Origin of the sequence: Pseudomonas sp. (genome assembly GCF_002796985.1) — a bacterium.
In the GTDB taxonomy this organism is placed as follows: Bacteria; Pseudomonadota; Gammaproteobacteria; order Pseudomonadales; family Pseudomonadaceae; genus Pseudomonas.
In genome coordinates this window covers 323,104-336,557 of sequence record NZ_PEKX01000008.1, presented here as the reverse complement: position 1 = coordinate 336,557, position 13,454 = coordinate 323,104, and the positions used below count along the sequence as shown (strand labels likewise).

Annotated in this window: 11 protein-coding genes; all 11 read left to right on the top strand. The window is 64.3% G+C overall.

The genetic code is table 11. From position 1 onward, the window contains the following. Positions 1–6: 6 nt before the first annotated feature. Complete coding sequence (locus tag CTR55_RS14205; protein WP_296287088.1) at positions 7–1,443, top strand: sigma-54 dependent transcriptional regulator; 1,437 nt, start codon at positions 7–9, stop codon at positions 1,441–1,443. A 762-nt stretch (positions 1,444–2,205) separates the two neighbouring features. After that, on the top strand, positions 2,206–3,615 hold the full coding sequence (locus CTR55_RS14200; protein WP_296287087.1) for a polynucleotide adenylyltransferase PcnB: 1,410 nt from the start codon (positions 2,206–2,208) through the stop codon (positions 3,613–3,615). Continuing rightward, positions 3,612–4,097: a 2-amino-4-hydroxy-6-hydroxymethyldihydropteridine diphosphokinase gene (gene folK / locus CTR55_RS14195; protein ID WP_296287086.1), complete on the top strand. Its 486-nt coding sequence runs from the start codon at positions 3,612–3,614 to the stop codon at positions 4,095–4,097. Before CTR55_RS14200 ends, folK begins: the two co-directional genes overlap by 4 nt. A 141-nt stretch (positions 4,098–4,238) precedes the next feature. After that, positions 4,239–5,036, top strand: a complete 798-nt coding sequence (gene panB, locus CTR55_RS14190; RefSeq protein ID WP_296287085.1) for a 3-methyl-2-oxobutanoate hydroxymethyltransferase — start codon at positions 4,239–4,241, stop codon at positions 5,034–5,036. Beyond that, positions 5,036–5,887 carry a pantoate--beta-alanine ligase gene (gene panC / locus CTR55_RS14185; RefSeq protein ID WP_296287084.1) on the top strand — a complete coding sequence of 284 codons (852 nt, stop codon included), beginning with the start codon at positions 5,036–5,038 and terminating at the stop codon, positions 5,885–5,887. The genes panB and panC overlap by 1 nt, the downstream gene beginning before the upstream one ends. 123 nt (positions 5,888–6,010) lie before the next feature. Next, the gene (gene panD / locus CTR55_RS14180) at positions 6,011–6,391 is read left to right on the top strand and encodes an aspartate 1-decarboxylase (RefSeq protein ID WP_017518923.1); all 381 of its coding nucleotides are present in this window, start codon (positions 6,011–6,013) and stop codon (positions 6,389–6,391) included. An 85-nt stretch (positions 6,392–6,476) separates the two neighbouring features. Then, on the top strand, positions 6,477–8,141 hold the full coding sequence (gene pgi, locus CTR55_RS14175; RefSeq protein WP_296287081.1) for a glucose-6-phosphate isomerase: 1,665 nt from the start codon (positions 6,477–6,479) through the stop codon (positions 8,139–8,141). A gap of 244 nt (positions 8,142–8,385) precedes the next feature. Next, positions 8,386–10,323 carry an acetate--CoA ligase gene (gene acs, locus CTR55_RS14170; RefSeq protein WP_296287078.1) on the top strand — a complete coding sequence of 646 codons (1,938 nt, stop codon included), beginning with the start codon at positions 8,386–8,388 and terminating at the stop codon, positions 10,321–10,323. Positions 10,324–10,403: 80 nt separating this feature from the next. Beyond that, positions 10,404–11,282, top strand: a complete 879-nt coding sequence (locus tag CTR55_RS14165) for an oxygenase MpaB family protein (protein ID WP_296287077.1) — start codon at positions 10,404–10,406, stop codon at positions 11,280–11,282. Positions 11,283–11,379: 97 nt separating this feature from the next. Further along, entirely contained in the window at positions 11,380–12,558 is a 1,179-nt protein-coding gene (locus CTR55_RS14160; RefSeq protein ID WP_296287075.1) for an acetyl-CoA C-acetyltransferase, read from the top strand. Between the two features lie 192 nt (positions 12,559–12,750). Next, a complete protein-coding gene (locus CTR55_RS14155; RefSeq protein WP_296287073.1) occupies positions 12,751–13,365 on the top strand; it encodes a response regulator transcription factor in 615 nt (204 codons plus the stop codon). The last annotated feature ends 89 nt before the right edge of the window (positions 13,366–13,454 follow it).

Sequence of the window (13,454 nt, the reverse complement as noted above, 5' to 3'; positions counted from 1 at the left end):
GAATACATGGCACATATCCTCATCGTCGAAGACGAAACCATCATCCGTTCCGCCCTGCGACGATTGCTCGAGCGCAACCAGTACCAGGTCAGCGAGGCTGGCTCGGTGCAGGAAGCACAGGAGCGTTACAGCATCCCGTCGTTCGACATGATCGTCAGCGACCTGCGGCTGCCCGGCGCACCCGGCACCGAACTGATCAAGCTGGCCCAGGGCACCCCGGTGCTGATCATGACCAGCTACGCCAGCCTGCGCTCGGCGGTGGACTCGATGAAGATGGGCGCGGTGGACTACATCGCCAAGCCGTTCGACCACGACGAAATGCTCCAGGCAGTCGCGCGCATCCTCAAGGACCGCCAGGAGAACCGTAACGCCCCCAGCGAAACGCGCGGTAACGCCAAGGCGGCCGAACGTAGCAGTGGTAACACCGCCCCCGCGGACGGCGACATCGGCATCATCGGTTCGTGCCCGCCGATGCAGGAGCTCTACACCAAGATCCGCAAGGTCGCGCCCACCGACTCCAATGTGCTGATCCAGGGTGAATCCGGTACCGGCAAGGAACTGGTCGCCCGCGCCCTGCACAACCTCTCCAGGCGCACCAAAGCGCCGCTGATCTCGGTGAACTGCGCCGCGATCCCGGAAACCCTGATCGAGTCCGAGCTGTTCGGCCACGAGAAAGGTGCGTTCACCGGCGCCAGCGCCGGCCGTGCGGGACTGGTGGAAGCTGCCGACGGCGGTACCCTGTTCCTCGACGAGATCGGCGAACTGCCACTGGAAGCCCAGGCGCGCCTGCTGCGCGTGCTGCAGGAAGGCGAAATCCGCCGCGTCGGCTCGGTACAGTCGCAGAAAGTCGATGTCCGCCTGATCGCCGCTACCCACCGCGACCTGAAGATGCTGGCCAAGACCGGCCAGTTCCGCGAAGACCTCTATTACCGCCTGCACGTCATCTCGCTGAAGCTACCGCCTCTGCGCGAGCGCGGCCCGGATGTGATGGAGATCGCCCGCTCCTTCCTGGCGCGCCAGTGCTCCCGGATGGGGCGCCAGGCACTGTCCTTCTCCCACGAGGCCGAACAGGCCATCCGCCACTACCCGTGGCCGGGTAACGTGCGTGAACTGGAGAACGCCATCGAACGCGCGGTGATCCTCAGTGAGGGGCAGGAAATCCCCGCCGACCTGCTGGGCATCGACATCGAACTGGATGACCTGGATGACGACTTCGGCGATGACGGTGACCTGCGCCCGGCCAACGGCAGCGCCAGTGCCCACGAGCCCACCGAGGATCTGTCACTGGAAGACTACTTCCAGCACTTCGTCCTGGAGCACCAGGACCACATGACCGAGACCGAACTGGCCCGCAAGCTGGGCATCAGCCGCAAATGCCTGTGGGAACGCCGCCAGCGCCTGGGCATTCCGCGCCGGAAATCTGGTGCTGCGGCCGACTCGTAAGACGTTTCTCACTGTTACCGGAGACATGCTCCGTAACAAAAGCCGGGTTCATCGGTAACGGAAACCCGGCTTTTTTGTGCCTGCCGTTCGAAGGCGATTCCTCGCAAACCCTTGAAAAATAAGGATTCGCAAAAGTTGGCACGGCATCTGCTTTGTTATTGGCACAACAACAATAACAAGCACGACCACTCACAATAAGAACAAGACGAAACGACTCCAGCACAACAAAAACAAGATCGCGGAGGCGCAGCTAACTGATTCTTTTGGAGAAGGGTAGCCGTCGGGAGAAGTCCCGCAACCAGTCAAGAAGAATAAAACTGCCCTGAGGCAGCGCAGACACTGGTTGGATCGCAAGATCATCGCTCACTCAGCGACCAAAGCAATCCGTTTGCTATTGAACACCTTCCAAGTGTGGAAGGTTCCCCGAAGCAGGTAGCTTCGAGGGTCGGGTCTACAAACAAAAACAACAAGCCCGGTAATCATAATAAAAACAAAGCACGCACCTATTTGGGGGGGAGCCTCGGCTCCCCCAGTAGCTTTCGCTACACTCTCCCGCTCTCTCCCCGCAAGTCCCTTTCTTCAGTTTTCTTCATCATCCCACCCCACGATGCTAGAATCGCCGCGGCGCAGACGGCATTCGATTTGCTGCCATTTGTTTCAAGGCAGCGGCAGACACCCGCTATCCTCCAGGAAACGCCGCAATCAAGCGGCTTGCCGAGACCTGCGTATGCCATCCATACACCTATTCCCGACAGTGCACACATGCTGAAAAAGCTGATCCAGTCCATCCGTTCCCCACTGCGCCGGCCGCGCGCTGTCCGCACTACTCCGGAAGTCGTTGGCAATCATCAGCACTCGCTGCGGCGGGAACAGTTCAGCAGAAACGCGGTGAACGTCGTGGAGCGCCTGACCAAGGCCGGCTACCAGGCGTACATCGTCGGCGGTGGCGTTCGCGACCCGCTGCTGGGTATTCCGCCCAAGGACTTCGACGTGGCCACCAGCGCCACCCCCGAGCAAGTCCGCGCCGAGTTCCGCAATGCGCGGGTGATCGGCCGCCGCTTCAAGCTGGTCCACGTTCATTTCGGGCGCGAGATCATCGAGGTTGCCACCTTCCGCGCCAACCATCCGGTCACCGAAGACGACGACTCCGATAACGTCCACGCTTCCCGCAACGAAGCTGGCCGCATCCTGCGCGACAACGTCTACGGCACCCTGGAAGACGACGCCCAGCGCCGCGACTTCACCATCAACGCCCTGTATTTCGACGTTACCGGCGAGCGCATCCTCGACTACGCCCATGGCGTGCGCGACATCCGCAATCGCCTGATCCGCCTGATTGGCGACCCGGAGCAACGTTACCTTGAAGACCCGGTGCGCATGCTGCGTGCCGTGCGATTCGCCGCCAAGCTGGACTTCGAGATCGAGAAGCACAGCGCCGCGCCAATCCGCCGCCTGGCCCCGCTGCTCAACGAGATCCCGTCGGCGCGCCTGTTCGACGAAATCCTCAAGCTGTTCCTCAGCGGCAAGGCCGAGCGCACCTTCGAGCTGCTCAACGAGTACGACCTGTTCGCCCCGTTGTTCCCGGCGAGCGCCAAGGCACTGAAGGAAGACCCCGAATACGCCGGCAAGCTGATGCGCCAGGCCCTGGCCAATACCGACGAGCGCATCCGCCTGGGCAAGCCGGTCACCCCGGCCTTCCTGTTCGCCGCGCTGCTCTGGCCTGCCCTGCCCGCCCGTGTGCTGAAACTGCAGGATCGCGGTATGCCGCCGATCCCGGCAATGCAGGAAGCGGCTCACGAACTGATTCTGGAGCAGTGCCGTCGTACCGCCGTGCCCAAGCGCTTCACCATCCCGATCCGCGAAATCTGGGACATGCAGGAACGGCTGCCACGCCGCCAGGGCAAGAAGGCCGACCTGCTGCTGGAAAACCCGCGCTTCCGCGCCGGCTATGACTTCCTCTTGCTGCGCGAGAGCGCCGGCGAGGAAACCGGCGGCCTGGGCGACTGGTGGACCGACTACCAGGAGGCCAGCGACAGTGAGCGCCGCGGCATGATCCGCGACCTGGCCAACCAGCAGGAAGAAGGCGGCGCCGCAGCGCCGCGCAAGCGTCGTCGAGGCGGCAGCAACCGTCGCCGTCGCGGCCCGCGCACCGAAGGCGCCAGCAGCGAATGAGCGAGCGGGTGTACATCGGGCTCGGCAGCAATCTCGCCGAGCCGCGCCAGCAGCTGGAAGCCGCGCTGAAGGCGCTGTCGCAGGTTCCCGCCACCCAGGTGGCGGAGGTCTCCCCGCTCTACGCCAGCGACCCGTTGGGCCCGCCGGACCAGCCGCGCTACGTCAATGCCGTGGCGGCACTGGACACCGACCTGGAGCCCCTTGCTCTGCTGGACGCGCTGCAAACCATCGAGCTGGAGCAAGGCCGCGTACGCAAGGACGAGCGCTGGGGACCGCGCACGCTGGACCTCGACATCCTGTTGTTCGGCGATCGCCTGATCGACGAGCCGCGCCTTACTGTGCCGCACTACCACCTGCACGCCCGCGCTTTCGTGCTCTACCCGCTGGCGGACATCGCCCCGACGCTGCGTTTTCCCGACGGACGCAGCCTGCCCGAATTGCTCGCCGCCTGTCCGTTCAGCGGCCTCGAGCGCCTGTCCTGATGCATGCTGCGCCCCTGGCGTGGGGCGCACTGGCAGTAACGCCGTAACAGCCCGGTAACACCTGCAATTGACTTAGCCTTTTTCGATCCGGACTATAGGGCCCCGTTTGCCCCTGCCCGGCGCAGAACCGAGGACACTTTCATGCCTGATGTCACCCTGACCACCCTGCAAGGTCTCAAGCAAAGCGGCGAAAAGATTGCGATGCTGACCTCCTACGATGCCACTTTCGCCCACACCGCGAGTCTCGCCGGTGCCGAAATGCTGCTGATCGGTGACTCCCTGGGAATGGTCCTGCAAGGTCACGACAGCACCCTGCCGGTGACCGTGGAAGACATGGCCTACCACACCGCCGCCGTGAAACGCGGTAACAAGGGTGCGCTGATCGTCACCGATCTGCCGTTCGAGTCCGGTACTTCACTGGACCAGTTGCTGCGCGACTCGGTGAAGGTCATGCAGGCCGGCGCCCACATGGTCAAGCTCGAAGGCGGCGCCTGGCTCGCCGAACCGATCATCCGCCTGGCCCAGATGGGCATCCCGGTGTGCGCGCACCTGGGCCTCACCCCGCAGGCGGTCAACCTGTTCGGCGGCTTCAAGGTCCAGGGTCGCCAGGAAAACCAGGCGCGCCAGCTGCGCGCCGATGCCATTGCCCTGGAGCAGGCCGGCGCCGCTGTGCTGCTGCTGGAGTGCGTACCGTCCGCCCTGGCCCGCGAGATCACTGAAGCGGTGAAGATCCCGGTGATCGGCATCGGCGCTGGCGCCGGCACCGATGGCCAGGTCCTGGTGATGCACGACATGCTCGGCCTGTCGCTGTCCGGTCGTTCGCCGAAGTTCGTGAAGAACTTCCTCGAGGGCCAGCCCGACATCCAGTCCGCTTTCGCCGCCTACGTGAAGGCAGTGAAGGACGGCACCTTCCCCGGCCCGGAGCACGGTTTCGCCTGATGAACACAGTCAAGACAGTCCGCGAGCTGCGCGCCGCCGTGGCGCGCGCCCGTAGCGAAGGCAAGCGCATCGCGCTGGTGCCGACCATGGGCAACCTGCACGCCGGCCATGCTGCGCTGGTCACCAAGGCCAGCCAGCGCGCCGACTTCGTGGTGGCGAGCATCTTCGTCAACCCACTGCAATTCGGCCCCAGCGAAGACCTCGACAAGTACCCGCGCACCCTCGCCGCCGACCAGGAAAAACTGCTAAGCGCCGGCTGCCACCTGCTGTTCGCGCCCACGGTCGAGGAAATGTACCCCGACGGCATGGAAGGCCAGACCCGCCTGCACGTCACCGGCGTTTCCGAAGGTCTCTGCGGCGGCAGCCGTCCGGGGCATTTCGACGGAGTCGCCACCGTGGTCTGCAAGCTGTTCAACATGGTCCAGCCCGACATGGCCCTGTTCGGCGAGAAGGACTTCCAGCAGTTGGCGGTGATCCGCAAGCTGGTGCGCGACCTGAACCTGCCGATCCAGATCTTCGGCGAGCCTACCGTGCGCGCCGAGGACGGCCTGGCGCTGTCCTCGCGCAACGGGTACCTCACCGACGAACAACGCGCCAGCGCGCCGGTCCTGCAGCGCACCCTCAAGCAACTGGCCGAGCGTATCCGCCAGGGCGAGCGTGACTTCCCCGCACTGCTCGCCGAGGGCCGCCAGCAAGTCGAAGCCGCCGGCCTGCGCATCGACTACCTGGAAGCCCGCGAGTCAGCCGGCCTGCGCCCAGCGACGGCGGAAGATCATCAACTGGTGATTCTGGTAGCCGCTTTCCTGGGCACCACCCGGCTGATCGACAACCTCGCCTTCCACATCGACTGAATTCCCCGCCCGATACCCGAATTTTCGCCTCGAAGCCGCGCCAGTCGCGGCCTTGAGCGACTTCGGGTGCTCGGGCATACTCGCCCCGCTCTCCTCGACCAGAAGAAAAACAGGAGCCACGCCATGCAGAGCATCATGCTCAAAGCCAAACTGCACCGCGCCGAAGTCACCCACGCCGTGCTCGACTATGAGGGCTCCTGCGCCATCGACGGCGAATGGCTCGATCTGGCCGGTATCCGCGAGTACGAACAGATCCAGATCTACAACGTCGACAATGGCGAACGCTTCACCACCTATGCCATCCGTGGCGAGGAAGGTTCGCGGATGATTTCCGTTAACGGCGCCGCCGCCCACAAGGCCAAGGTGGGTGACCGGGTGATCATCTGCGCGTACGCTCAGTTCAGCGACGCCGAGCTGGAAGGCTACCAGCCACGCATGCTGTACATGGCGCCGGGCAACGAACTCAGCCACACCAGCAACGCCATCCCGGTGCAGCTCGCCTGATCCCTCCGGGAACGCCCGGAACCCCCGGGCGTTCCCGAGTTCCAAAGCCTCGTTCAAACACGCACGTCTTACCCGAAGGTACGTCATGGAACACCACCTCACCCCGCTGGATGCCACCAAACTGGCGAGCTGGCAGGCGTTGGCCGCCCACCGCCAGGAACTGCAGAACTTCACCATGCGCGAGGCGTTCGCCCAGGACCCCGAGCGCTTCAAGCGATTTTCCATGAGTGCCTGCGGCTTGTTCCTCGACTTCTCGAAGAACCTGATCCGCCAAGACACCCTGGACCTGCTGGTGAAGCTCGCGGAAGAGGCCAAGCTGGACGAGGCGATCCAGTCGATGTTCCGTGGCGAGCTGATCAACGCCTCCGAACGCCGCCCGGTGCTGCACACCGCGCTGCGCCGCCCCATCGGCGACAAGGTGCTGGTGGACGGTGTTGACGTAATGCCTGAAGTGCATCGCGTGCTGCACCAGATGACCGAACTGGTCGCCGCCGTACACAACGGCCTGTGGCGCGGCTACACCGAAAAGCCGATCACCGACGTCGTGAACATCGGCATCGGCGGTTCCTTCCTCGGCCCGCAGCTGGTCTCCGAAGCGCTGCTGCCCTTCGCCCAGAAAGGCGTACGCTGCCACTATCTGGCGAACATCGACGGCAGCGAATTCCGTGAGATGACCGCCAAGCTCAACGCCGAGACCACGCTGTTCATCGTCTCGTCGAAGTCTTTCGGCACCCTGGAAACCCTGAAGAACGCTCAGGCCGCCCGCGCCTGGTACCTGGCCCAGGGGGGCAGCGAAGCGGAGCTGTACCGCCACTTCATCGCGGTTTCCAGCAACAAGGAAGCCGCGGCGGCCTTCGGCATCCGCACCGAGAACGTCTTCCCCATGTGGGACTGGGTCGGCGGCCGTTATTCGCTGTGGTCTGCCATCGGCCTACCGATCGCCATGTCGGTCGGCATCAACAATTTCAAGGAGTTGCTGTCCGGCGCCTACAGCATGGACCAGCACTTCCTGACCTCGCCATTCGAGAAGAATATCCCGGTGCTGCTGGGTCTGCTGGGCGTCTGGTATGGCGACTTCTGGGGCTCGCGCAGCCACGCAATCCTGCCGTACGACTATTACCTGCGGAACATCACCGATCACCTGCAGCAGCTGGACATGGAGTCCAACGGCAAGAGCGTGCGCCAGGACGGCAGCCCGGTTTCCGCCGGCACCGGTCCGGTGATCTGGGGCGGCGTGGGCTGCAACGGTCAGCACGCCTACCACCAGTTGCTGCACCAGGGCACCCACCTGATCCCGGCGGACTTCATCGTCCCGGTCTCCAGCTACAACCCGGTCGCCGATCACCACCAGTGGCTGTACGCCAACTGCCTGTCGCAGAGCCAGGCCTTGATGGTCGGCAAGAGCCGCGCCGAGGCCGAGGCCGAGCTGCGCGCCAAGGGTGTGGACGAGGCCGAGGTGCAACGCCTGGCGCCGCACAAGGTGATTCCGGGTAACCGCCCGAGCAACACCTTGGTCATGGAGCGCATCAGCGCCCGTCGCCTGGGCGCGCTGATCGCCATGTACGAGCACAAGGTCTATGTGCAGAGCATCCTCTGGGGCATCAATGCCTTCGACCAGTGGGGCGTGGAGCTGGGCAAGGAATTGGGCAAGGCGGTCTATGGCCACCTGGTCGGCAGCGAAGAAGGCGCTGCCGAGGACGGTTCCACCCAGGGCCTGATCGACTTCTTCCGCGGTCGTCACCGCGGCTGATCGAGCCGAGCCGGAGGCGTACCCGCGCCTCCGGCCCTCCCCTGACTTCCACTCTTTCCCCGCCCCACCCGCCTTCCGCCGACACTCCGTCGCTCTACTCGCCTCTACCCGCCCCGCCCGGAACACCGGTCAGCGGAACGTTCCCGCCGTTCGGCGCGTCGAAACAGCATGGACAACCCTTGAACCCGCCAGGCCTTGGATGCACCCTTGGGGCATCTCGGCTCAACAACAACAAGGATTCCCCATGTACGAGATCAGCCTTCACCCCGTGCCGGAGGCCGTACGCCAGCGTGCCTACCTCGACAACGACGCGTACCAGCGCCTCTACCGGCAGTCAGTAGACGACCCGGAGGCCTTCTGGGGCGAGCAGGCCAAAGCCTTCCTCGACTGGTTCAAGCCCTGGCATTCGGTGCACCACGGTGACCTGACGAAGGGCCAGGCCAGCTGGTTCAAGGGCGGCCAGCTCAACGTCACCTACAACTGCATCGACCGCCACCTGGAACAGCGCGGTGAGCAGGTGGCGATCATCTGGGAAGGCGACAACCCGGCCGAATCCGCCAACATCACCTACCGCAAACTGCACAGCCATGTCTGCCGCCTGGCCAATGTGCTCAAGAGCCGCGGCGTGGAGAAGGGCGACCGGGTCTGCATCTACATGCCGATGATCCCCGAGGCGGCCTACGCCATGCTTGCCTGTGCGCGGATCGGCGCGATCCACTCGGTGGTGTTCGGTGGTTTCTCCCCGGACGCCCTGCGCGACCGCATCAACGATGCCGACTGCCGCACCGTGATCACCGCCGATGAAGGCGTGCGCGGCGGCAAGTACATCCCGCTGAAGAAGAACGTGGAAAAGGCCCTGGCGGACTGCCCGAACGTCTCTACCGTGGTGGTCGTCGAGCGCACCCAGGGCGAGATCCCCTGGGTCGAAGGTCGCGACCTCTGGTACCACGAGGCCCTGCGCGAGGCCAGCGAGGACTGCGCGCCAGAGCCGATGGACGCCGAAGACCCGCTGTTCATCCTCTACACCTCTGGCTCCACCGGCAAACCCAAGGGCGTGCTGCATACCACCGGCGGCTACCTGCTGGGCGCGGCAATGACCCACAAGTACGTGTTCGACTACCACGATGGCGACATCTACTGGTGCACCGCAGACGTCGGCTGGGTCACCGGCCATAGCTACATCGTCTATGGTCCGCTGACCAACGGCGCCACCACCCTGATGTTCGAGGGCGTGCCGAACTACCCGGACGCCTCGCGCTTCTGGAAGGTGATCGACAAGCACCAGGTGAACATCTTCTACACCGCCCCCACCGCGATCCGCGCACTGATGCGTGAAGGCGAGGCTCCAGTGCAGAAAACCGACCGCAGCAGCCTGCGCCTGCTCGGCTCGGTAGGCGAGCCGATCAACCCGGAAGCCTGGGAGTGGTACTACAACGTGGTAGGCGAGAAACGCTGCCCCATCGTCGATACCTGGTGGCAGACCGAGACCGGCAGCATCCTGATCACCCCCCTGCCCGGCGCTACCGACCTCAAGCCAGGCTCTGCCACGCTCCCCTTCTTCGGCGTGCAGCCGGTATTGCTGGACGAGCAGGGCAAGGAAATCCACGGCCCCGGCTCCGGCGTGCTGGCGGTCAAGGCCAGCTGGCCCAGCCAGATCCGCAGCATCTACGGCGATCACCAGCGAATGGTCGACACCTACTTCAAACCCTACCCCGGCTACTACTTCACGGGTGACGGCGCGCGCCGCGACGAGGATGGCTACTACTGGATCACCGGCCGCGTGGACGACGTGATCAACGTCTCCGGCCACCGCATCGGCACCGCCGAGGTGGAAAGCGCACTGGTGCTGCACGACTCGGTCGCCGAGGCCGCCGTGGTCGGCTACCCGCACGACCTCAAGGGCCAGGGTATCTATGCCTTCGTCACCCCCATGAATGGCATCGAGCCTGACGATGCGCTCAAGCAGGAGCTGCTGGCCCTGGTGAGCAAGGAAATCGGCAGCTTCGCCAAGCCGGAAATGCTGCAGTGGGCGCCGGGTCTACCCAAGACCCGCTCAGGCAAGATCATGCGACGCATCCTGCGCAAGATCGCCTGCAACGAGCTGGAGAACCTCGGCGACACCTCGACCCTGGCCGACCCCGGCGTGGTCCAGGGGCTGATCGACAACCGCCTCAACCGTTGACGCGCTACAGGCCACGGGCGCAAAGATGCTAGGTTTAGACAACAGACCTGTCGTCCTTGCCCCGAGGCCTGTCCGCCGCAATGGAAACTGTTCGCCGTCATATCGAAAGCCAGGTACTCAGCCTGACCGGCCTCGCCTTGGGCGGGGTCGACTTCGAATCGCCCAAGGGTGACCCCGGCCTGTTCGGGCCGGACTCTGTGTGTTGGAAAGTCCACGGTGACTTCAGCTCGATGCTCATTGGTGGCATCAGCGCCCTGCTCCTGCAGATGCTGCATCCAGCCGCCCTGGGGGGCGTCTGGGATCACTCCAACTTCCGCGCCGACATGCTCGGTCGCCTGCGCCGCACTGGGCAGTTCATCTCCGCCACCACCTATGGCTCGCGCGGCGACGCCGAGAAACTGATCGAGCGCGTACGACGTATTCACGACAACGTTCTGGGCACCCTGCCGGACGGTACGTCCTATGCGGCCAGCGACCCGGACCTGCTGACCTGGGTGCACGTCGCCGAAGTCAGTTGCTTCCTCGCCTCGCACCTGCGCTATCTGAATTCGGAGCTGTCCGGGGAAGAACAGGACCGTTACTACAACGAAATCGCCCTGATCGCCGAGCGTCTCGGCGCGCGCAACGTACCACGCTCCCGCGCAGAGGTAGCCGCCTACCTGCAACGCATGCGCCCCCAACTGCGCTGTGACGAGCGCACCCGCGAAGTGGTCAGCGTGCTGTTCAACGCGCCAGCCCCCAGCTTCCTCGCCAAACCCTTCGGCCTGCTGATGATGCGGGCCGGCATCGACCTGCTGCCGGACTGGGCCATGGACCAGCTCGGCTTGAACTTTGGCAGCCTGCAACGCCAGCTGATCCGCTCCAGCGTGAAACGCAGCGTGCCGTTGCTGCGCTGGGCGGTGCGCAACGGATCGCTGCACCGCGCGCGTCGTCGCATGGGCCTGCCCCCCCTGCGCTGAAGTGTGACTACCCGGTTCGGAGGGTGGTGAGGCAGTGAGGGGCTATGCAACCATGGACTTTCGCTGCGGCCCTGCCGCCCCCCAGAGGATTCGTGTCATGCAAGAAGTCGTCATCGTCGCTGCCACCCGTACCGCCATCGGCAGCTTTCAGGGTTCGCTCTCCGCGCTGCCGGCCCATGAATTGGGCGCTGCGGTAATTCGCGGCCTGCTGCAGCAGACCAACCTCGATCCGGCCCAGGTCGATGAAGTCATTCTTGGTCAAACCCTGACCGCCGGCGCCGGCCAGAACCCGGCCCGCCAGGCATCGGTCGCCGCCGGCCTGCCCAACAGCGTACCCGCGATGACGGTGAACAAGGTCTGCGGCTCTGGCCTCAAGGCACTGCACCTGGCCGCCCAGGCGATCCGCTGCGGCGACGCCGACATCATCATCGCCGGCGGCCAGGAAAGCATGAGTCTCGCCCCTTACGTCATGCCCGGCGCCCGCACCGGCCTGCGCATGGGCCATGCCAAGCTGATCGACAGCATGATCCAGGACGGCCTGTGGGACGCCTTCAACGATTACCACATGGGCATCACTGCCGAGAACCTGGTGGAGCAGTACGGCATCAGCCGCGAGGAGCAGGACGCCTTCGCCGCACAGTCGCAGCGCAAGGCTGTCGAGGCCATCGAGGCGGGCCGCTTCAAGGCCGAGATCACCGCCATTGAAATTCCCCAGCGCAAGGGTGATCCACTGCGCTTCGACACCGACGAACAACCCCGTGCCGGCACCACCGCCGAGTCGCTGGGCAAGCTCAAGCCGGCCTTCAAGAAGGACGGCAGTGTCACCGCTGGCAACGCCTCCACCCTCAATGATGGCGCCGCTGCCGTGCTGCTGATGAGCGCCGCCAAGGCGGCCGAACTGGGCCTGCCGGTACTGGCCCGGATCGCCGCCTACGCCAACGCTGGTGTCGATCCGGCCATCATGGGTATCGGCCCGGTTTCCGCGACTCGTCGCTGCCTGGAAAAGGCTGGCTGGCAGCTCGCTGAACTCGACCTGATCGAAGCGAACGAGGCATTCGCCGCCCAAGCCTTGTCGGTCGGCAGGGAGTTGGGCTGGGACGCTTCGAAGGTCAACGTCAACGGCGGCGCCATCGCCCTTGGCCACCCTATCGGTGCATCGGGCTGCCGCGTGCTGGTCACGCTGTTGCACGAGATGCTCCGCCGCGAGGCGAAAAAAGGGCTTGCGACGCTCTGCATCGGGGGTGGGCAAGGCGTGGCGCTGGCTCTTCAGCGCTGACGAGCACAGGCTTGCTGCGCAGAATTCACTCTGTGCAGCAAGTCTCCGCGCACGCTGGCACCCTCTCTCCCCTCCAGCTTGACTGCCCGCATGCTTTCGGTCCTACGTATAGGAATATTCCGTAGGTACTTGAACAACTGGTCTATCTTCAAGATCAATGCGCGCAAATCATTTGGACTCAGGGAGTTAACTATGAAAAAGCGTGTGGTGCTGATCGAGGATCACCCCGCGATGCGCCTGGCCATCCGCTCGTTGCTCGAGCAGGATCCGCAGTTCGAAGTGGCTCGCGAAGCGGCCGATGGCCATGGCGGCCTGGACTCGGTCCGCAAGGAGCGTCCGGACCTCGTGATACTGGACCTCAACCTGCCGGGCATGGACGGCCTGGATCTGCTGGCGCGTATCCACATCTTCGACGAAAACATCCGCCTGCTGGTCTTGAGCTCGCAGGATGAACGTCTCTACTCGAGCAAGGTCGAAGCCGCGGGTGCCCATGGTTTCGTCAGCAAGAACAAGGACACCAGCGCCATTCTCAATGCCGCGCGCATGCTGGTCTCCGGCTATCGCTGCTTCCCGGAAAAGGCGCTGAGCATCGACAAGAGCAGCGACCCTGTGGCCAGCCTGACACCGCGGGAACTGGTGGTGTTGCGAAGCCTGGTGCGCGGGATGAGCAACAAGGACATAGCCGAGGAACTCTTCCTCAGCCAGAAGACCGTCAGCACCTACAAGACCCGCATTCTTGAGAAACTGAACCTGGAAAGCCTTGTGGACCTGGTGGAATTCGCCCGCACCCATCGCCTGAACGACTGACAGAAATCACTGAAAACCGCGTCCGAAGGCGACTTTCGAATCGAAGAATCCCAGCCGTGCCATACTGGTTTGGCACGTCACGACGGAAA

Bases quoted from the DNA above. Each gene is read 5' to 3' on its own strand.
- CTR55_RS14165 (WP_296287077.1), top strand. From the start codon at position 10,404: ATGGAAACTGTTCGCCGTCATATCGAAAGCCAGGTACTCAGCCTGACC.
- folK (WP_296287086.1), top strand. From the start codon at position 3,612: ATGAGCGAGCGGGTGTACATCGGGCTCGGCAGCAATCTCGCCGAGCCG.
- panC (WP_296287084.1), top strand. From the start codon at position 5,036: ATGAACACAGTCAAGACAGTCCGCGAGCTGCGCGCCGCCGTGGCGCGC.
- panB (WP_296287085.1), top strand. From the start codon at position 4,239: ATGCCTGATGTCACCCTGACCACCCTGCAAGGTCTCAAGCAAAGCGGC.
- CTR55_RS14200 (WP_296287087.1), top strand. From the start codon at position 2,206: ATGCTGAAAAAGCTGATCCAGTCCATCCGTTCCCCACTGCGCCGGCCG.
- pgi (WP_296287081.1), top strand. From the start codon at position 6,477: ATGGAACACCACCTCACCCCGCTGGATGCCACCAAACTGGCGAGCTGG.
- CTR55_RS14160 (WP_296287075.1), top strand. From the start codon at position 11,380: ATGCAAGAAGTCGTCATCGTCGCTGCCACCCGTACCGCCATCGGCAGC.
- CTR55_RS14155 (WP_296287073.1), top strand. From the start codon at position 12,751: ATGAAAAAGCGTGTGGTGCTGATCGAGGATCACCCCGCGATGCGCCTG.
- panD (WP_017518923.1), top strand. From the start codon at position 6,011: ATGCAGAGCATCATGCTCAAAGCCAAACTGCACCGCGCCGAAGTCACC.
- CTR55_RS14205 (WP_296287088.1), top strand. From the start codon at position 7: ATGGCACATATCCTCATCGTCGAAGACGAAACCATCATCCGTTCCGCC.
- acs (WP_296287078.1), top strand. From the start codon at position 8,386: ATGTACGAGATCAGCCTTCACCCCGTGCCGGAGGCCGTACGCCAGCGT.